Annotated in this window: 18 protein-coding genes; 7 read left to right on the forward strand and 11 right to left on the reverse strand. The window is 63.3% G+C overall.

Annotated elements, in window-relative coordinates; genetic code table 11:
- Positions 1–2 precede the first annotated feature (2 nt).
- The 8 genes from modA to metC form a co-directional block, all read right to left on the reverse strand.
- On the reverse strand, positions 3–797 hold the full coding sequence (gene modA / locus DBZ32_RS01935) for a molybdate ABC transporter substrate-binding protein (RefSeq protein WP_119165447.1): 795 nt from the start codon (positions 795–797) through the stop codon (positions 3–5).
- A 154-nt stretch (positions 798–951) separates the two neighbouring features.
- The gene (locus DBZ32_RS01940; RefSeq protein ID WP_162906518.1) at positions 952–1446 is read right to left on the reverse strand and encodes a glycosyltransferase; all 495 of its coding nucleotides are present in this window, start codon (positions 1444–1446) and stop codon (positions 952–954) included.
- Positions 1443–1925: a glycosyltransferase family protein gene (locus DBZ32_RS01945; protein ID WP_119165449.1), complete on the reverse strand. Its 483-nt coding sequence runs from the start codon at positions 1923–1925 to the stop codon at positions 1443–1445. Before DBZ32_RS01945 ends, DBZ32_RS01940 begins: the two co-directional genes overlap by 4 nt.
- A 649-nt stretch (positions 1926–2574) precedes the next feature.
- Entirely contained in the window at positions 2575–3075 is a 501-nt protein-coding gene (locus DBZ32_RS22785; protein WP_119165450.1) for a glycosyltransferase, read from the reverse strand.
- Positions 3072–3461, reverse strand: a complete 390-nt coding sequence (locus DBZ32_RS01955; RefSeq protein ID WP_208539075.1) for a glycosyltransferase family protein — start codon at positions 3459–3461, stop codon at positions 3072–3074. The genes DBZ32_RS22785 and DBZ32_RS01955 overlap by 4 nt, the downstream gene beginning before the upstream one ends.
- A 92-nt stretch (positions 3462–3553) precedes the next feature.
- On the reverse strand, positions 3554–4276 hold the full coding sequence (locus DBZ32_RS01960) for a polysaccharide deacetylase family protein (RefSeq protein ID WP_119165452.1): 723 nt from the start codon (positions 4274–4276) through the stop codon (positions 3554–3556).
- Between the two features lie 206 nt (positions 4277–4482).
- Entirely contained in the window at positions 4483–4893 is a 411-nt protein-coding gene (locus DBZ32_RS01965; protein WP_119165453.1) for a winged helix-turn-helix domain-containing protein, read from the reverse strand.
- 4 nt (positions 4894–4897) lie between these two features.
- Positions 4898–6121, reverse strand: coding sequence for a cystathionine beta-lyase (gene metC / locus DBZ32_RS01970; protein WP_119165454.1), 1224 nt, complete (start codon positions 6119–6121; stop codon positions 4898–4900).
- 437 nt (positions 6122–6558) lie between these two features.
- Here metC and DBZ32_RS01975 point away from each other — a divergent pair, with 437 nt between their 5' ends.
- The 5 genes from DBZ32_RS01975 (at position 6559) to DBZ32_RS01995 (ending at position 13090) form a co-directional block, all read left to right on the forward strand.
- Positions 6559–7575, forward strand: coding sequence for an amino acid ABC transporter substrate-binding protein (locus tag DBZ32_RS01975; RefSeq protein ID WP_119165455.1), 1017 nt, complete (start codon positions 6559–6561; stop codon positions 7573–7575).
- 372 nt (positions 7576–7947) lie between these two features.
- A complete protein-coding gene (locus DBZ32_RS01980; RefSeq protein ID WP_119166300.1) occupies positions 7948–9135 on the forward strand; it encodes an amino acid ABC transporter permease in 1188 nt (395 codons plus the stop codon).
- 4 nt (positions 9136–9139) lie between these two features.
- Positions 9140–11137 carry an amino acid ABC transporter permease gene (locus DBZ32_RS22360; RefSeq protein ID WP_235829955.1) on the forward strand — a complete coding sequence of 666 codons (1998 nt, stop codon included), beginning with the start codon at positions 9140–9142 and terminating at the stop codon, positions 11135–11137.
- A 229-nt stretch (positions 11138–11366) separates the two neighbouring features.
- Positions 11367–12077, forward strand: coding sequence for an amino acid ABC transporter ATP-binding protein (locus DBZ32_RS01990; protein WP_208539122.1), 711 nt, complete (start codon positions 11367–11369; stop codon positions 12075–12077).
- Between the two features lie 110 nt (positions 12078–12187).
- Positions 12188–13090, forward strand: a complete 903-nt coding sequence (locus tag DBZ32_RS01995; protein WP_119165457.1) for an arginase family protein — start codon at positions 12188–12190, stop codon at positions 13088–13090.
- On the opposite strand, the gene DBZ32_RS02000 is transcribed toward DBZ32_RS01995, so the two are convergent.
- Entirely contained in the window at positions 13063–13368 is a 306-nt protein-coding gene (locus DBZ32_RS02000) for a helix-turn-helix domain-containing protein (protein WP_208539076.1), read from the reverse strand. The genes DBZ32_RS01995 and DBZ32_RS02000 overlap by 28 nt on opposite strands.
- A 165-nt stretch (positions 13369–13533) precedes the next feature.
- Here DBZ32_RS02000 and DBZ32_RS02005 point away from each other — a divergent pair, with 165 nt between their 5' ends.
- The gene (locus DBZ32_RS02005) at positions 13534–14043 is read left to right on the forward strand and encodes a phenylacetaldoxime dehydratase family protein (RefSeq protein ID WP_119165459.1); all 510 of its coding nucleotides are present in this window, start codon (positions 13534–13536) and stop codon (positions 14041–14043) included.
- 27 nt (positions 14044–14070) lie between these two features.
- Here DBZ32_RS02005 and trpE read toward each other — a convergent pair whose 3' ends face one another.
- Together trpE and DBZ32_RS02015 are read right to left on the reverse strand one after the other, a co-directional pair.
- A complete protein-coding gene (trpE, locus tag DBZ32_RS02010) occupies positions 14071–15576 on the reverse strand; it encodes an anthranilate synthase component I (RefSeq protein WP_119165460.1) in 1506 nt (501 codons plus the stop codon).
- Positions 15577–15581: 5 nt separating this feature from the next.
- Positions 15582–17465: a peptidyl-prolyl cis-trans isomerase gene (locus tag DBZ32_RS02015; RefSeq protein ID WP_162906519.1), complete on the reverse strand. Its 1884-nt coding sequence runs from the start codon at positions 17463–17465 to the stop codon at positions 15582–15584.
- A 335-nt stretch (positions 17466–17800) separates the two neighbouring features.
- Between DBZ32_RS02015 and tpiA the strand changes: the two genes are divergently transcribed.
- A complete protein-coding gene (gene tpiA / locus DBZ32_RS02020) occupies positions 17801–18586 on the forward strand; it encodes a triose-phosphate isomerase (RefSeq protein ID WP_119165462.1) in 786 nt (261 codons plus the stop codon).
- Positions 18587–18627: the final 41 nt, after the last annotated feature.

An 18627-nucleotide genomic window follows, 5' to 3' on the forward strand; every position in this document is an offset into this window, starting at 1 on the left:
CGTTAGCCGGCCGGTTGCGGCGTCGGAGGAGCGACGACGGTGAAGCCATGGCGGATCAAGATCGCGCGTGCCTGCGGTCCCGCCAGATAGCGCAGGAAGGCCGGCGCCGCGGGATGTTCGCTCCGTGCGGTCAGGGCGACCGGATAGAGGATGGGACTATGGCTCTCGACGGGCAGAGTCGAGACGACCCGAACGTCCGACAGCAAAGCGGCGTCGGTTTGGTAGACGATCCCGGCCGGGGTCTCGCCGCGCGCCACCAGTGCCAGCGCGCCCCGCACGTCCGAGGTAGGCGCCAGTTTCGGTTCCAGGTCGTCCCACTGGCCGAGGCTCTGCAGTGCCTCCTTGGCATAGAGACCGGCGGGAACATGATCCGGATCGCCGACGGCCAGCCGCTCGTCCTGCAGTGCCGCCGCCAGGTCGCAGGGTGCAGCGGACCCGCAGATGAAGTCGCTGTCGCGGGAGCTGACCACGACCAGACTGTTGCCGAGCAGGTCGACCCTGGTCTCCGCGCGGATCGCCTGCCGCGCCTCCAGGTGATCCATCCACGTCACGTTGGCGGAGATGAAAAGGTCGGCCGGGGCTCCGGCTTCGATCTGTTTGGCCAGCGTCGAGGAGGAGGCGAAGGAGGCGACGCTTTCGACCCCGGTTTTCGCCTTGAACTGCTCCAGCACTTCGGCAACGGCATCCGTCGTGCTGGCCGCTGCGAAGACCGTCAGCCGCTCGCTCGCCTGCGCAGGCGTGATTTGCCCAGGACTGGCCAGGGTCAACACGAGCAGGGCAAGCAGGCTTCGGAGCATCGCGCGCCTCCGGCGACGGGTCGGGGATATGTACCGCCATATATGACGCCCGTTATAGTCGGAGAAACATAGCGCTGCTGCAAGCGATAACCGGGGAGGCCGTGGCGATCACGCTCCAACACGGCGACTCAGGTCATCCGTGGAGAGACCGGCTCTATTTTTCGTGAATGAAGGTCCGGAGCGCTTCGATCAGACGTCGGTCGGCGAAAGGCGCGATGGTCTTGGCGTTCATCGCGCCGCTTCCGGCCACCAGCGTGTCGAGCAGCCCCGGAAGCTCCTCCTCGCTGTGCGCGACCATCAGGCCGGGGCGGTTGCCGAGGCGTTTTGCAGTGGCCTGCTGGTGATCGTTGCGATGCTCCTTGAGCTGGGCGCTCCGCGGCAGGATTGCGATCGGCTTGCCGTAGGTCAGTGCAGTGATGATCGAGCCCATGCCGGCGTGGGATACGATGAAGTCCGCTTGCTGGCAGTGGGCCTGAAAAACCTCGGGAGTCACGCTCGACACCCACTCGAAGTGCTTCGGTTTGTACTCGGCCCGCTCGGTGATTTGGCCGAAGAGATCGCCGCCCTTTCCGGCTGAGGCGCACCAGGCGTCGACGGTCCTGACCAAGCGGTCGAAGGGTTCCTGCGTGCCGATCGTCAGGAAGATCACAGGACGGTCCCCCGATAATCCGGGCCGCCTGGCTGGGCGACGTTTTCCCACTGGGTCAGCCAAAGATTCGCGTGGGGACCGACCTTACGTCCGGAGAGCGATAGCTCCTCTGCGTTGGCGATGCTGTCTACCCAGGCTGTCCGCGCTCCCAACAGCCGGCCAAGTCGTAAGGCAAAGTATCCGGGCGCCGCACCTGTAGAGAGCACGATCTGGGGGCGGACGCGTAGCACAATCAGAGTCAGTCCAAGCAGAGACTTGAGCAGTCGCCACTTCTGCCAGCGGTTCCCGTCGACAATCACATGAAAGGCGGGTTCGGGCTGGCCGCGCGCCTTGGCGTCGGCCATCACTTCCGATCGGTAACCCGGCTCGGTGGTGACGTAGGTGACCTGGCAGCCGTCCCACGCGGGGCGCATCCGGCAGAGCTGCACCCAGTGGCCGCCGCCGGAAGCGACGACGAGCATTCGAATGGTTTTCGTCATGCTGGCAACTCGACAACCAAACTGCAGCGGCTGACGGCCTGATACCCCAAAGACCGACAGCTGAGAAAGAGTTGTGGAAAAAGTATCCGATCACCCAACCGTTCGCGGAGACGCCATGGGAATTCTAACCTGTGAACGATCACTATGGAGTTCCGGTTGCTGATGATCATCGCTACCACATCGCAGGAGGTGATGTGGAATCACCGCCAAGCAAGCCTCCAGTTGGCAGCTCCTCAATTTTTGACTCTAAATACTTGAACAGTTTTTTGCTGTCTATACTGGTTGCGGTTCTCATTCCGGCGAGTGTCACCCGACACCTAACCAGTCAACCGCACGTGCATTTAAAGAGAGAGGAGTTAAGCCTTCGTAACGCAGCCCTTAGATAAGCCTCTGCAAGCGAAGGCGTTTCAGGTAATGGCACCTGGAATTCGAGTTCAGCTGAAGTTTCGTAACCGACCGCATCACCGTTGTTGGCTATCGGAACTGCGTTGTAGCTCCGCTCCGCGGTCTCCTCAGCAGGCAGGCACTCGTAGCCGTGTGATCGGGGGTTCGCACGCATCTTGAGAATGCAGCAGGGCTCATGCGGGTCGTGGCGGCATCTGCACGCCGTCTATCGTCATCGCGGCATGAAGCACTGAAGTCTGCGTGGTTAGTTGGCGCTCCTGTCAATCAAGCTCCGCAGCATATCGGTCAGACGTGGATCGGCGAAAGATCCGATCGTCCCTGTACTTTCCCAGCCGCCACGTGCAACGGCGAAGTCAAGAATTCTCGGGAGCTCGGTCTCAGACAGTGCAACCATAAGACCTGAGTGTCCGCGGAGGCGAATAGCTGTAGCGTACTGGTGATCGTTGCGGGTTTCCTTTAAATGGCCTCGCCTCGGCAGGACGACGATCGGCCTGCCGTATGTCATGGCTGTAATGATCGACCCCATCCCAGCATGAGATATGATGAACTCTGCTGCGCGGCAGTGCTCTCGATAAGCGTCTGGTGGAAGGCTGGGGATCCAGTCGAAGTTCTTCGGCACGTAGCGGCCCCGGTCCGTGATCTGACCAAACACTTCGCACTTTCGTCTCGTCGGATCGCACCACTCGTCGACGGCCCTAACGAGCCGGTCGAAAGGCTCATGAGTGCCGATCGTCAAGAAGATCATAGCACCGAACCTCGATACTGCGGTCCTCTGGCGGAGGCTAGATCCTCCCACTGGGTCAGCCAAACATCCGCATGATTACCGGCCTTGCGTCCGGACAGCGAGAGCTCTTCTGCATTCGCAATACTGTCCACCCATGCTGTCCGAGCGCCCATCAGCCGGCCCAGCCGCAAGGCAAGGTACCCGGGGGCGGCACCGGTGGTTATAATGGTGTGCGGACGAACCCTCAGCAGAATCGCGAATAGTTTAAGCAGCGCCCAGAGAAGGCGAAGTTTCTGCCAGCGATTGGCGTCAGAGATCGCATAAAAACGCGGCTTCGGCTGCCTGCGTGCGGCTGCATCGGCTTCGACTTCCGGACCAAATTCAGGGTTGGTGGTGACATAAGTCACCTCGCATCCGTCCCATGCAGGCCGCAACCGGTACAGCTGGACCCAATGTCCTCCGCCAGATGCGACCGCAAGAACGCGCGGAGGTCCCCCCGTCATCCCCGTTGCTCCGCGGCCGTCTTGTAGACATCAGTGAGCCGGCGGACCCGGTAGCCACTCCGCTCGGCGCAGTCGAGAAGCCCTTTGGTGAGGGCCAAAACGTGATCGATATGGCTGACGCCATTGGACGGAGGGCCGTAGCGATCAAAGTCGTGCATCAGAACGACGCCACCGCCTTTTGCCGCGACCTCGGCAACAACGTCCTCGACTGGGCGGCGGTCCCAGCTGTCGCGGCTGTCAACGGTCCACCAACCGAAGCGTAGGGCACCTGCCAGACCGTCAAGCAATCCGACGATCGTCAGCTTGCCGTAGGGCGGACGGAAAAGCTTGGCATCGCCACCGAGGGTCTCGACTGTCCTAATTCCGGAGCGAAGATCTCGAGCTACGCGCCAAGGTTCAGTTTTCCACGCATTCGAGTGGTCCTGTGTATGGCTGCCGATCTCATGTCCTTCTGAGATCAGGCGCTGCGCGATGTCCGTCTTTCCTTCAACATTGCGACCAAGAAAGAAGAAAGTCGCCTGCGCACGGTGTTCGAGCAGGAGGTCTAGCAGTAACGGCGTCAGAGTCTCTCCAGGTCCGTCGTCGTAGCTCAGGACAATGGTCTTTTGATCCCGACAAAGGCGTGCGAGACGATTTTCTTCGTACTTTCGGTAAGCAAAGGGGACCAGGAACCAGATGAAGGTAAGTGCAGCAACTGCTGCAAGACCCGCCCAAACCATGTCCTCGCGCCTTCCCTATCACACAAAGTCAATGGTGATTCGTATGCATATAAGTTTAGATAAAAGCTATCTGACTCAAAATTATCACGCAAGCGCTTATCTGCGACTATGGCGCGTACAATGATATGCATTGTACACTCGGCTAAGGCGTGGGGCGGCGTCGCTTGCCGGTCTCCGGCAAGGCCTCGTGACTGTGCAGAGCCGTTCTACCGCTCTGTTCCGCTATGGCGGGTTCGGGCGGTCTCCACAAGAAGAGGTGTGAAGGCTTCCAGGTCTTCCGCGATAGCCGCTGCAGCCTTTTCCTCGAGAGCGCGATAGCGGTCCAGGACATCACGGCCGGTGTCAGTCAGGCCACTGCCGCCGCCGCCGCTGCCGCCGCGAGACGCCTCCACCAGCGGCGCCTTGAAGCAGGCATTCATCGTCTCCACCAGCAGCCAGGCCCGGCGGTAGGACATTCCCATCACCTTGGCTGCGCGTGTGATCGAGCCTTCCCTGTCTATGGCAGCTAGAAGATCCGCCTTGCCGGGCCCGATGGCGATCGATTGGCCGAGCAGAACGCGCAGGCGCGGACCATCGTTCGACCTGTCGCTTTTGTTGGCGGGGACTTTCTCGTCCATGGCTCTACTCGGCAGCCTGGGCTGTGGCGCTCAAACGCTTGAAGCCGCTGGCCAGATCGTCGATCAGATCGCTGGGGTCTTCCAGTCCGATATGAATCCGCAGAGTCCGATCGACAGCTTCCCAGCCGGTGGCCGTGCGCATCTTCTCGATCGGGCTTGGGACGATCAGGCTTTCGTAACCGCCCCAGGAGTACCCGAGGCCGAAGTAGGTAAAGCCATCCACCATCGCTTCGATTGCCGCGGCTGGAAAACCCGGCTTCAACACCAGGCCGAACAGACCGGAGGCACCATCGAAGTCTCTTGCAAAAAGGTCGTGTCGAGGATGATCCGGCAAAGCCGGATGCAGCACGCGCTCGACCTCCGGCCGCTCCCTTAACCAGCGCGCCACCTGTAGCGCGCTGGCCTCGTGCCGGCGCAGACGCACCTCCAGGGTTCGGAAGCCGCGCAGGGCGAGGTAGGCGTCGTCGGCCGCAACGCTGTAGCCCAGGAGGTCCGACTTGCTGCGAAGCTGCTGAACCGTCTCGCCGTTGGCCGCCACCAAACCCAGCATGACGTCCGAGTGTCCTCCCAGGTACTTGGTGCCAGCCTGGATCGAGACGTCGATCCCTTGTTCCAAGGGGCGATAGAACAGGGGCGTCGCCCAGGTATTGTCGAGCGCGGTCTTGAGGCCGTGCCGTCGGGCAACCTCCACGTAGGCGGGAACGTCACAGAGGTCGAAGGAATGGGAGCCGGGTGTCTCCAGGTAGATCAGCTTGCTGTTCGGACGTATCAGCTCTTCGATCGCTGCGCCGATCTGCGGGTCGAAGTAAGTCGTCTCGACGCCCAGCGGCCGAAGCAGGCCGTCGCAGACCCCTCGTGTCGGTGCGTAGACGTTGTCGATCATCAGCAGGTGGTCGCCGCTTTCGACGAAGGCCAGCAGTGCGAGCACGTTGGCGGCCAGTCCGCAGGGCAGCAGCAGAGTGTCGTCGGAACCCTCCAGATCCGACCAGGCCCGGCGCAGCGCGATGTGGGTTTCCGTTCCGAACCGGCCGTACTGCACGAAGTCCGGTTTGCTGTGCCCCGTCGCGCCCGCGCGCAAGCTGGCCAGGTCGTCGAACAGGATGGTGGAGGCGCGCGACACTGGCGGATTGACGGTCTTTCCCCCGTAGATGCGCACGTCGCGTCCTTGATGAGCGAGGCGCGTTGCGCGCGCTGCGGTGCGTCCGGTGCTTCTGGTCTGCTCAGCCATCTATGTCCGCTCGTTCCTTGGAAAGAATCCCTCGCGACCCGGTCGGGCATCCGGGCTTCTCGTAAAGCCGGGATCTGGCGGGCGCCTGGAAGCAATCAACTTATTGTGCATTCCCGCCGCTATCGGAACGGCCCTCATCCGACTGCATGCCGGCCCGACGAAGCCACGGGTCCGATATCAGCCTATCGCCTTCGCGAAAGCAATCGCGGTGACGGCAGAAAAGACCGCACTCTTTAAGGAGAGAATGCATTCACGGGTACTTTGGATACAGTGTGAACAATTGCCTTGTGCGGTCGAATGTTTCATCTTGACTGCACGCAGTCGGCACGAAAGGATATTTGCCTGTTGTGCGGTGCAATATCGACGGAAGGTCGGCCGCTCAACCAATGAATGCAAAGACTGCAATGAACAGGACGAACAGGGAAGGTCCTCTACCCATGACTCTGATCAAAATGATGACGACCGTTGCGGCGGTTGGAATCCTGACGGCTGGCGCCGCTTCGGCCCAGACGTTGGATGCCGTGAAGGAACGCGGTTCCGTTCAGTGCGGTGTCACGACGGGATTGGCCGGTTTTGCCGCCCCCAACGACGTGGGCGAGTGGCAAGGCTTCGACGTCGACTTTTGCCGCGCCATGGCTGCGGCGGTGTTCGGCGACCCGGATATGGTCAACTACACCCCGACCACGGCCAAGGAGCGTTTCACCGCGCTGCAGTCGGGCGAGATCGATCTGCTGGCCCGCAACACGACCTGGACGTTCAGCCGTGACGTGAACCTCGGGTTCGAATTCGTCGGCATCAACTACTACGACGGCCAGGGTTTCATGGTCCGCACCGATCTGGGCGTGGATTCGGCGCTCGACCTCGACGGTGCCAGTGTCTGCATTCAGACCGGCACCACGACGGAGCTCAACCTGGCGGACTACTTCCGGACCAACGGCATGAGTTTCGAGCCGGTCACCGTCGACACCGACAGCCAGGCTCGCGAGGCCTACGAAGCCGGGCGCTGCGACGTCTACACGACGGATGCCTCCGGTCTGGCTGCACAGCGTTCCGCCGTCAGCGATCCGTCGGCGCACAAGATCCTGCCGGAGATCATTTCCAAGGAGCCCCTGGGTCCGCTGGTTCGCCACGGCGACAACCAGTGGGGCGATGTTGCGCGCTGGGTGCTGAACGCCATGATCACGGCGGAAGAGCTGGGCGTCACCTCCGAGAATGCCAGCGAAATGATGGAGTCCGAGAATCCGGAAATCCGGCGCTTGCTCGGCGCCGAGGGTGAGCTGGGCGCGATGCTCGGCCTGTCCAACGACTTCGCCTACAACGTCGTGACCATGGTCGGTAACTATGCCGAGGTCTACGAGCGCAACATCGGCGTTGATACGCCGCTCGGTCTCGAGCGCGGTCTGAATGCCCTCTGGAACGACGGGGGCGTCCTCTACTCGCCGCCGTTCCGGTGATCCTCTCGGCCCGCAACCCCAACAGGTTGCGGGCCGATTACCTTTCGAGGAGGCCGTTTGCCCCTGTGGCTGTTGCTTGGGACGCCGGCGTCGTGAATACGTGAGCGCTTATGTTTAGGTCGTCCTCGTCGCCAGAGCGAAGCGGCGGCTAGGACGATTGGGACGAAAGGTCTGCCGGTCGGTTTGGGAACGGCCGCATCATAATAGGACCTCGTCCATGACTCAGCTTGGCAAGTCGGGAAGGCGCAGGACGGCGATGCGGGAACAACCCGTGCGTCGGTCCAGTTCGATCCGCCTTTTTTCGACATTAGGTCGCAGCTTCGGATGCAGAACCGTTGAGGTTTGATCCTGGATCTGCGGGGGGTGGCAAGGATGGCTGTCGAGACGGCCGGTCAAGATCAGAAGTCGCTGAGTTCGCTTTGGACCGATCAGCGCTTTCGCGCGGTTTTGTTCCAGGCCCTGACCCTGGGGGTGACCGGGACGTTTCTGGCCTTCATCATTCAGAACACCGCGGTCAATCTCGAAAATCGGGGCATTGCCACCGGCTTCGGGTTCCTCTGGAGCCAGGCGGGCTACGAACTCGACAACACGCTGATCGAGTACGGGCCGACCAACACCCACGGCCGCGCCTTCATCGTGGGGCTGTTGAACACGCTGCTGGTCGCCGCGGTCGGTGTCGTGATCGCCACCATTCTGGGTTTCATTCTCGGTGTACTGCGGCTGACGCCGAACTGGCTGCTGAGCAAGGCGGTCTATTGGTACATCGAGATCGTGCGCAACGTGCCGCTGCTGCTGCAGATCTATTTCTGGTACGCGGTGATGCTGGCGCTGCCGACGGTTCGGGAGTCCATCGACCTCGGCTTCGGCGCCTTCATCAACAATCGCGGCATGCAGGCGCCGGCACCGATTTTCGAACCCGGCTTCATAGCCATTCCGATCGCCATGCTGACCGCAGTGATCGCTACGGTGGTTCTGAAGCGCTGGGCGAAGAAGCGACAGGAGACGACAGGCCAGATCTTTCCGGTCTTCTGGGTCGGTACGGCCCTGATCCTGGGGCTTCCGGTCCTGACCTACTTCGCTGCCGGGATGCCTCTGGACTTCGAAACACCTGAGCTCGGGCGCTTCCGCTTCATTGGCGGCTTTACGGTCTCACCGGAGTTCGTGGCCCTGCTGCTCGCGCTCTCGACCTATACGGCCGCCTTCATCGCGGAGATCGTACGCGCCGGAATTCTGGCGATCAGCCATGGTCAGACCGAGGCCGCCTACGCTTTGGGGATCAAGCCGAGCTGGACCATGCGCCTGATCATCATTCCGCAGGCGCTGCGGGTGGTCGTGCCGCCGCTGACGAGTCAGTATCTGAACCTGACTAAGAATTCCTCGCTCGGCGTCGCCATCGGCTATCCCGAGCTGGTTGCCACCCTCAGCGGCATCACGCTGAACCAAACGGGGCAGGCGGTGGAGTGCATCGCCATCACGATGGCGGTCTACCTGACCATCTCGCTGCTGATTTCGTTCTTCATGAACATCTACAACCGCCGCATCGCCCTGGTGGAGCGCTGATGCCATGGTGATGTCGGAAAGCCAGGTTCCCCAAGACGACGGCCAAGTCTACGAGCTAGGTCAGCATCCCGATCTACCGCCGCCGGCGGGTACCGTCGGCCTGATCGGCTGGTTGCGCGGGAACCTCTTCTCGAGCCCCGTCAACGCCATCGCCACCTTGATCGCGGCCCTGGTGATCTATTCGGTGGTCGTCCCCATCGCCAACTGGGTGGCTGTCGATGCAGTGGTCAGCGGCGAGGATCGGCGGCTTTGCGATCTGGGGCGCACGGCCGGCCTGATCGGGTCCAACATCGCCGCCTTCAGTGCCGAAGACTTCGCCCTGGATCCGGACGCACCGGGCCTGAGCGAGGAAGCTGCGGCGGCCGCGACGGTGAGCAAGCGCCTCGCGGAAAGCGCCTTCGGCAACATCGCTGGATTGCTGGCTGTCTTCGTCCAGCGCTATGAAGGCATGCCGCCGGAGTTGATCCCGGCCTCGCTGGGGCCGGTAATGACGGAGGTTGGTCCCGCCGATCTGCTGCCCGAACTGCAAGCGGCGATCTCTGCCGGCAGCGTGGCTGCCGCCGAGCCGCTGTTCACCCAGTTGCAGCCGCTGATCGACTGGGGCGGCTCCTATGACGGCGCCTGTTGGGTCGTGATCAAGCAGCGCTCTCTGCTGTTCATGACCGGCTTCTACGATCGCTCGGAGAACTGGCGTCCGCTGTTGGCCGGGATCGGGTTGGTGTTCGCCGTGGCGCCGCTGCTGTTTACCGGCCTGCCGTACCGCAAGCCGTTGCTTTACTTCGCCGCGGCTTATCCTTTCTTCGCCTATTACCTCCTGACGGGCGTGAATCTGGCAGCCTCGCCGATGCGTCTGGTCCTTGCCGTTATCATCTTGATCTCGGCTGGCGCCATTGTCTGGATGCGTGATATTTCCGGCCGACCACGTCTGCTGCCCTTCGCCTATGTCGCGCCTGTGCTGGCCATGCTGGTGCTTTTCGGCTTCAGCGGCGACCGCCCAATGGTCGACTTCGAGTCCGTCGCCAGTCAGGTGCGGGCAACGGCGGAGATGGCCGCGCAGCGCGACGACCTACGGCAGGGCGATCGCATCTTGATAACGGAAGGCCCGGTCAGTCAGTTCATAAACGGCCGGCTCTTTCTCGTCGGGTTCGGACTGGCCCCGCTCTGGTGGCTTGTCTGCGTCGGGATCTTCGGTTTCGGTCTGACCAAGGTCCTGAAGCATGCGGCCGGCCGGGCCAGCGAAGTGGAATGGCGGGTCTGGGCACCGCTCGCCGCGACCTGCAGCCTTGTCGCGGCGTTCCTGCTCTTTCTCGCGGGGCAGGCAATCTTCGAAGGCGTTGTCCTGATCATCGAGTCCACGGACAAGTGGGGCGGTCTGCTGGCGACCCTGGTGTCGGGTATCGTCGGCATCACGGCCTCCCTGCCGATCGGTGTTGTACTGGCGCTCGGCCGGCGTTCGAAAATGCCGATCGTGCGCATGCTCTGCGTGTCCTTCATCGAGCTGGTGCGCGGCGTTCCCTTGATCACCATTCTCTTCATGAGTTCGGTGATGCTGCCCCTCTTCCTCCCCGAGGGCGTGAACTTCGACAAGTTTCTGCGGGCGCTCATCGGGGTCGCGCTCTTCGCTTCGGCCTACATGGCCGAAGTCGTGCGCGGCGGTCTGCAGGCGATCCCCAAGGGGCAGTACGAGGCCGCCGACGCGATCGGGCTGACCTACGCCAAATCGATGCGGCTGATCGTTCTGCCGCAGGCGTTGAAGATCGTCATTCCCGGCATCGTCAACACCTTCATCGGCCTGTTCAAGGACACCACTCTGCTCGGGATCATCGGTATCCTCGATCTCTTGCAGGTGGCCCGCTCGACCAACACCGATGCCGCCTGGATCGGCTTCTTCGAGGAGACCTACGCCTTCGTCGGTATCTGCTTCTTCATCTTCTGTTTCGGCATGTCGCGTTACTCGATCTACCTGGAGGGCAAGCTCGAAACGGGGTACGGACGACGCTAGAGCGCAATCGTCATAGGTGGACGCGAACCCGCTTCCTCCATGATATCAATCGCTCTCTGACCGTAAGAGAGAGCGAGATTTACGCTTTGGCCGCACAACGCTGGAGTACAGGTTAATGAGTGATGCACAGGTCTCGACCCAAGGGTCGAGTGACAAGACAGCCGACGGGCGGAACATCGACCGCTCGAAGCTGCAGATCGGCGACGAGATCGCGATCGAGATCGCCGGTATGCACAAGTGGTTCGGCGAATTCCACGTGCTCAAGAACATCAACCTGACGATCAACAAGGGCGAACGGATCGTGGTCTGCGGGCCTTCGGGCTCCGGCAAGTCCACTCTGATCCGCTGCATCAACCGTCTCGAGGAGCATCAGCGCGGAGATATCGTCGTCAACGGCGTGGAGCTGACCAGCGACGTCAAGAACATCGCCGAGGTACGGCGCGAGGTCGGTATGGTCTTCCAGCACTTCAATCTCTTCCCTCATCTGACGGTGCTGGAGAACTGCACGCTGGCGCCCATGTGGGTGCGCCGCCTGCCGAAGCGTGAGGCCGAAGAGATCGCCATGCAGTACCTGACCCGGGTGAAAATCCCCGAACAAGCACTGAAGTATCCGGGGCAGCTCTCCGGCGGTCAGCAGCAACGCGTGGCGATCGCCCGGTCTCTTTGCATGAATCCGGCGATCATGCTGTTCGACGAGCCGACGTCGGCCCTCGACCCCGAGATGATTTCCGAGGTGCTGGACGTCATGATCGGCCTCGCCGAATCAGGCATGACCATGATCTGCGTGACGCACGAGATGGGCTTCGCACGCAAGGTGGCCAACCGCGTCATCTTCATGGACGGCGGCGAGATCATCGAGCAGAACGAGCCGGAAGAATTCTTCAACAATCCGCAGTCCGACCGCACCAAGCTCTTCCTCAGCCAGATCCTGAGCCACTAAGATCTGCCGGTGCGGGCTGGCGCGCGATCGTCGCTATCGGACGCGGCTTGCCTCGTCCGCTCTCTGTCGGTCCCATCTGCCGGGGCGAGTGAGGAGTGGGGTAACGTGCAGTGCGGGTTCGGCTGATCGTCTCGCCCTACGATTCCGGGCAGCATCTCCAGCGCATGGGCTGCGGGCCGGACCGCCTGCTGGACCGCGGCCTCGTCTCGGCGCTCGAAGCCGCCGGGCATGTTCTCCAGTTGTATCGCATTGAATTGGATGACGGATTTCCCAGCGAGATCGCGGGGGGCTTCGCCGCCATGCGTGCCGTGGCGAGAGAGGTCCGGTCGGCCGTCGAGTCAGGCGCATTCCCGGTCGTTCTCGCCGGCAACTGCAATACGACGGTCGGTGCCGTCGCTGGTCTCGGCGTGGAACGAACGGGGGTTCTGTGGCTCGACGCGCACGGCGATATCAATACGCCGGACAGCACTGCGACCGGTTTCCTGGACGGTATGGGCGTCGCCATCCTGACGGGGCATGCCTGGACCACCGTCGCACGGTCCATTCCCGGTTTCGCGCCCCTGCGCGAGGACTGCATGATCCTGGCCGGGACGCGGGATCTGGATGCCGAGGAAGAAGCGCTGCTGGCGCGTTCGGGCGTGATCCAGGTCGGCGAGGCCGCGATCCGGGTTGCCGGAGCGGAAGCGGCGCTCGGCACGGCGCTTGCGGATTTGGCGGGGCGCGTCGGAACCTTGCATCTGCATTTGGATCTGGACGTGCACGATCCGGACTTCGCGCCGGCCAATCACTTTCGGCCGCCGGGCGGTCTCTCAACGGCCGAGGTCGCCGCCTGCATCGAGACCGCCGTGGATCTTCTGCCGCTGGGATCTCTGGCCGTGACAGCCTACGATCCCTCGGTGGATCCGACCGGGATCACCGCAGATGCCGCGGTCACCTACATCTGCCGGAGTGTCGAGGCCGCGGCTCGACCCTCGGCGACGGGCGTTCACACGGCGTTATCTGAACGTGAGTAAGACCGCTTGCTCTGGCGCCGACGCCGATAGTCCGAGGGCGTGCGGTCGAAGCGTTGGCGGAACAGCTTCGAGAAGTGTGGGAAGTTCACGAAGCCGTTGCGTAAGGCGATTTCGCTGACCGAGGTCTTGGGGAACTCCTCGAGGACGGCGGCGGTCATGCGCGCATCTACGGTCCCGACGGTGCGCCTCTGGCCGAAGATGCGGAAGGGCTGATCGTCGCGGATGTCGATCTCGCCATGATCGCCTACGCGAAGTCCTCGGCGGATCCGGTCGGTCACCATTCCCGTCCGGATGTCGTTCGGCTCCTGTTCAACGCCAATCCGGCTCCTATTGTAATGCCGTTTCCCGAGGGCCTGGACCTTGCGGCCTCGGGAAACGGCGGCGCCTGGCGATGACAGCGTCGAGGAGGCGGAGAATGCCGCTAGGCCCGAGGACCCGGCTCGATGGTACCCTTGCGCATGCCTCCCGACTGGAATTCTCCGATTCCGGCCTGGAGCTCGACCTTTGCGGATGCCGTCGAACAGGTGTCCCTCTGCATCATCAGGTCCGGACAGGACTGGAGCTCTACAGAAGGGTTGCAACGCAGAGAGTATCTCGAGCGGATGGAGCCGGTGCTCGAAGCCGGTATGGCCTTCCTGCGCGACAGGGGCCAGGAGGTAAACTGCCACGCCGGCCGGTACATGCGGGAAATCGGCCGTGACGGTGCCGGCACCGACCGCAGCCTCGGCCCCGCCTACTTCCGTACCATGGCGGACCTGGAAGGTTGGGCGGAGACCCATCCGACGCACCTGGCCATCTTCAAGACCTTTCTGGGCATCGCGCCGAAGTACGGGGCGAACCTGCAACTGCGGCCGTGGCACGAGGTATCGCTGCTGCCGGCGGGCAACCAGTTCGGCGAACATGCGAATTGCGCTGCCGGGACGGGGCTTCTGGGTGGTCTCGCGAGTGGCTGAGGTCTTCTTGTTTGTGACCGGGTTGCCTTAACCCGCCCGCGCGAACCTCAAGGCCTCTTCGGCGGCGCGCATCAGGGCGCGCGCCTTGGCCACGGATTCCTGATGCTCGGCTTCCGGGTCGCTGTCTGCCACCACGCCGCCGCCGGCCTGGACGTACATGGTGCCGTCCTTGATCAGGGCGGTGCGCAGGGCGATGCAGGTGTCCATGTCGCCGCCGGCGCCGAAGTAGCCGACCGCGCCGGCGTAGAGGCCGCGCCGTTCCGGCTCCAGTTCGTCGATGATCTCCATCGCCCGGACCTTCGGGGCGCCCGATACCGTCCCGGCCGGAAAGCCGGCGACCAGCGCGTCCAGTGCGTCCAGGCCGGGGCGCAGTTTGCCCTCAACGGTGGAGCTGATGTGCATGACGTGGCTGTAGTTCTCGATCACGAACTTGGCCGGCACCTCCATCGTGCCGATCTGCGCCACTCGGCCGACGTCGTTCCGTCCCAGGTCGAGCAGCATCAGATGTTCGGCCAGTTCCTTGGGATCGTTCAGCAGATCTTCGGCGAGGTCCCGGTCTTCGTCCGGCGTGGCGCCGCGCCGGCGTGTCCCGGCGAGGGGCCTCAGCGTGACCGTCTCGCCGCGCAGCCGGACCAGCACTTCCGGCGAGGAGCCGACGGCGGCGAAGTCGCCCAGATCCATGAAGAAGAGAAAGGGCGAGGGGTTGAGGCGGCGCAGCGCACGATAGAGTGCGAAAGGCGGCAGCTTGAACGGCAGGTGAAAGCGCTGCGAGGGGACCACCTGGAAAATGTCGCCCGCCGCGATGTAGTCCTTGGCCCGCGCGACCATGTCGCGGAAGGCCTCCGGCGCCATGTTCGACTGCGGCGCCGGCAGTACGTCCGCCGTTTCGGCGCGTTCGCGGCGATAGGGCAGGGAGCGGCCGAAGTCTTCGACCGCTTCGGCCAGGCGTTCGCGCGCCAGATCGTAGGCGGCCGACGCGTCGACGCCCGGACGTGGCCAGACCGGCGTGATGACGGTGACCACGTCCTCGACCCGGTCGAACACCGCCGTCACGGTCGGTCGCACGAAAAGGGCATCGGGGATGCCCAGCACGTCTTTGTTGTCGTCGGGCAGCCGTTCCATCAGTCGGACGGCATCGTAGCCCATGTAGCCGATCAGGTTGGACGCCATCGGCGGCAATTCGGGCGGCAGATCGATCCGGCTTTCCTCGATCAGCGCACGCAGAGAGTCCAGCGGCGCTCCCTCGAGGGGGACGAAGGCGGTCGGATCGCTGCGGGCCTGACGATTGATTTCCGTCGCATCGCGCCGGCAGCGCCAGATGACGTCCGGCTTCATGGTGATAAAGGAGTAGCGTCCGATGGTGGCGCCACCCTCGACCGATTCGAACAGGAAGGAGAAAGGGCGATTGTCGGTCAGCTTCAGAAAGGCCGAAACCGGCGTTTCGAGATCGGCGATCAGCCGGGTAAAGACCACCTGCGGCCGATTGGCCCGATAGGCGCTGCGAAAGACGTCGGCCTCTGGCGTGCAGAGCATGGCCCTTAGAAGTCCGCGAGAATACGGTCGATCACCGCCTGATCGACGGAAACGCCGTACTCGCGCTCGAGAGAGGTTGCGTAAAGGTTCAGGACATCGCCGGCCAGCGCGCCTTGCAACTGGCTGCGCAGTGCCGTCACCTCCGCCTCGGCGGTTGCCGGATCGGCCTCCACGATCTCGCGCAGGACGGCGACGATCTGCCCCGCCGTCGCGTCGGCGATGGTGGGCTGGCCGACCTCCAGTCGAAACAGCTGGCTGGGCAGGCGCTCCGAGGGCGTGACGTTGGGGTCGGACTCGTCGCGGGTCATCGGCGGGGTCGTCCTGATCTGCAGGCCTTCCGCTTCCGCGACACGCTGCAAGGTTTGCCCTTCCTCCAGCCGAGCGACCAGGTCGCTGGCGCGCTCCAACTGCTGGCTGTCGCGCTGATCGATCTTCCAGTCGGTCACCACCTGCTCGCGGATCTCCTCCAACGGGCGAGGTGTCGGCGGTATCACGCCGTCGACCCGAAGGATGAAGTAGCCGCCATCGTCGGTCTCCAGCAGCAGGGAGGTGTCGCCGGCCTCGGTTCTGAAGGCCGCTTCGCTGAAGCTCTGGGTCTGCGGCAAGCCCTCGATCAATCCGCCCTCCGAATCCCGTCCTTCGCGCCCGTAGGCGTCCAGGTTGCTCACCGGCAGATTCAGGGTCTGCGCGGCTTCTTCCAGTGTCGCGCCGCCGGCCAGTTCATCGTCCAATTGGTTGGCGATCGAGATCAGCTCGTCGATCGCCCGGCCGAACAGAAGGTCTTCGCGGACCTGATCGCGGACAGCTTCGAAACTGGGAGTCTCACCCTCCTGGATCTCCGCGACATGCAGGAGATGCCAGCCGAAGCTGGTTTCCACCGGTTGGCTGCTTTCCCCGTTTTCGAGCGCGAAGGCCGCCTCCGCGAGATCGCCGGGCAGGTCCGACCGGACGACCGAACCGAAGTCGACCGGCGCTTGACCGGTAAGCTCCTCGGCCAGGCTCGCGAAATCCGCACCTGTCTGGAGGCGTTGGACTGCGGCTGCGGCTGCGGCTTCGTCGTCGAAGATCATCTGAGACACGCTGCGGCGTTCCGGCGTGCCCAGAGTCGTGCGCTGTTCCTCGTAGGCGGTGCGCAGTTCGTCTTCGCTGACCGCCATCTCGGCGATAAAAGCCTGCGGGCTGAGGTCGATATAGGTCAGCGTCCGGAACTCCGGCGCCATGTAGGTGTCCTGCGTCGCGTCGTAGAAGCTCTGCAGCTCTGCCGCGTCCGGCTCGGCAATCTCTTCCAGGCTGCCGAAGGGCAGTTCGACGTAGTCTGCGATCCGTGCTTGAGCCTGGAAGCGGTAAAGCCCCTCGGCCAGAATCCGGGGTGCCTCCACGCCCAGGCCGATGGCGCCGACCACCCGGTCGCGCACCACTTGGGCGGAGAGGCGCTCCAGGAACTGGGCTTCCGAAATTCGCTGGCTTCTCAGAAAGGCTTGGAAGCGGTTGCGATCGAAGGTGTTGAGCGCATCGCGAAAGCTGGGGTCTCCGACAATCTCCGACCGAAGGGTGTCTTCCGTAACGGCCAGATCGAGGTCGTCGGCTTGCTGGATGAACAGCGCCTCGACCACCAGCCGGTTAAGGGCTTGCTGCGGCAGGCCGATGGCGCGCGCCATTTCCGGGTCGACCTGTTGGCCGATCCGTTGGCGCAGGAGGCTATAGTCCTGCGCCAGATTGCTGCGGAACGCGGCTTCGGAAATCTCCTGTTCGCCCACCGTCGCGACCGTCTGGGAATGGCCGCCGCCACGGAAGATGTCGCCCACGCCCCAGATCGCGAAGCTGGCGATCAGCAGGCCGAACAGCGTGTAGACGAAAACCTTGGCAACGATGCCGCGCAAAAAGTTCATGAGTCCCGAATTCCGTTGAGTCTGCGTCTGGATCTGCGCCGTTTGGCGCATGCGATCCCGAAGCAGCGCATCCTAGTGCAGGAACGCGGCGGAGGGAATTGCTAAGGCGGTCCTCGGGTTTGCCCGAATTTCTATTGCAATCAGATGTTTAGTGCTTTTGCCCAGGCTTGACCGAACCTCTGCTCGCTCCCGGTGTCTGAAACCGGGGGATCCGGCGAAGCTCAGGCCGGACTAAGTCCGACCGACGACTGGCCGGACCGTTCCGCTCGTGCTAAGGCCTCTGCGCACCGAGGCCTGTGGCTGCGCGAGCCGAGGTATGTCCGTGGAGGGGATCGATGCGGCGTAAACTGATTGCCGGAAACTGGAAGATGAACGGCCTCACGGCCGACGGCCTGAAGCTGGCGGAGTCGCTTGCCCAGCGGGCCCAGCAAGCGGCCGACTACGGTGATCCGAAGCCGCCGGCCTGCGACCTTCTCGTCTGCCCGCCTTTCACGCTGCTGTGGCCGGTCCGCGACGCCATCGTCGGCGGCGGTATCGCGCTCGGCGGCCAGGACTGTCATGCGGTGCAGTCGGGCGCGCACACGGGCGATGTCTCGGCGGCGATGCTGAGGGATCTCGGCTGCGACTTCGTCATTCTGGGGCACTCGGAGCGCCGCCAGAACCATGGCGAAGACGATGCGACAGTCCGCGCCAAGGCTGAAGCGGCCCTGGATAGCGGTCTCACACCGATCGTTTGCGTCGGCGAAACCGAGGCGGAGCGTGACGCCGGCGAGACCCTCGCAGTGATTGCGCGGCAGATCGAGAGGGCCTTGCCGATTTCGGCCTTGGCGCAGGAAGAGACCGGCCTCGTGATCGCCTATGAGCCCGTCTGGGCTATCGGGACTGGCCGAACCGCGACGCCGGATCAGGTTCAAGAAGTCCACGCGGCTCTGCGCCGCCACTTGGCCGACCTGCTCGGCGCGGGGCGCGCCGACGCGACGCGGTTGCTCTACGGTGGCTCGGTGAAGCCCGAGAACGCGCAGGAGTTGATGGTTCTGGCGGACGTGGATGGGGCCCTGGTTGGCGGTGCCAGCTTGAAAACCGAAGATTTTTGGGCGATTGCGACGGCCTGTCCGCTTTGATCCGGCTCCATCGATGCGGCGGCGATGATCGGCCCTAGCCA

This window comes from Algihabitans albus (assembly GCF_003572205.1).
GTDB lineage: Bacteria > Pseudomonadota > Alphaproteobacteria > Kiloniellales > DSM-21159 > Algihabitans > Algihabitans albus.

Bases quoted from the DNA above. Each gene is read 5' to 3' on its own strand.
- trpE (WP_119165460.1), bottom strand. From the start codon at position 15,576: ATGCTCTGCACGCCAGAGGCCGACGTCTTTCGCAGCGCCTATCGGGCC.
- DBZ32_RS22785 (WP_119165450.1), bottom strand. From the start codon at position 3,075: ATGATCTTCTTGACGATCGGCACTCATGAGCCTTTCGACCGGCTCGTT.
- DBZ32_RS01965 (WP_119165453.1), bottom strand. From the start codon at position 4,893: ATGGACGAGAAAGTCCCCGCCAACAAAAGCGACAGGTCGAACGATGGT.
- modA (WP_119165447.1), bottom strand. From the start codon at position 797: ATGCTCCGAAGCCTGCTTGCCCTGCTCGTGTTGACCCTGGCCAGTCCT.
- DBZ32_RS02015 (WP_162906519.1), bottom strand. From the start codon at position 17,465: ATGAACTTTTTGCGCGGCATCGTTGCCAAGGTTTTCGTCTACACGCTG.
- DBZ32_RS01990 (WP_208539122.1), top strand. From the start codon at position 11,367: ATGCACAAGTGGTTCGGCGAATTCCACGTGCTCAAGAACATCAACCTG.
- metC (WP_119165454.1), bottom strand. From the start codon at position 6,121: ATGGCTGAGCAGACCAGAAGCACCGGACGCACCGCAGCGCGCGCAACG.
- DBZ32_RS02005 (WP_119165459.1), top strand. From the start codon at position 13,534: ATGGTACCCTTGCGCATGCCTCCCGACTGGAATTCTCCGATTCCGGCC.
- DBZ32_RS01980 (WP_119166300.1), top strand. From the start codon at position 7,948: ATGGCTGTCGAGACGGCCGGTCAAGATCAGAAGTCGCTGAGTTCGCTT.
- DBZ32_RS22360 (WP_235829955.1), top strand. From the start codon at position 9,140: ATGGTGATGTCGGAAAGCCAGGTTCCCCAAGACGACGGCCAAGTCTAC.
- tpiA (WP_119165462.1), top strand. From the start codon at position 17,801: ATGCGGCGTAAACTGATTGCCGGAAACTGGAAGATGAACGGCCTCACG.
- DBZ32_RS01945 (WP_119165449.1), bottom strand. From the start codon at position 1,925: ATGACGAAAACCATTCGAATGCTCGTCGTCGCTTCCGGCGGCGGCCAC.
- DBZ32_RS01975 (WP_119165455.1), top strand. From the start codon at position 6,559: ATGACTCTGATCAAAATGATGACGACCGTTGCGGCGGTTGGAATCCTG.
- DBZ32_RS01960 (WP_119165452.1), bottom strand. From the start codon at position 4,276: ATGGTTTGGGCGGGTCTTGCAGCAGTTGCTGCACTTACCTTCATCTGG.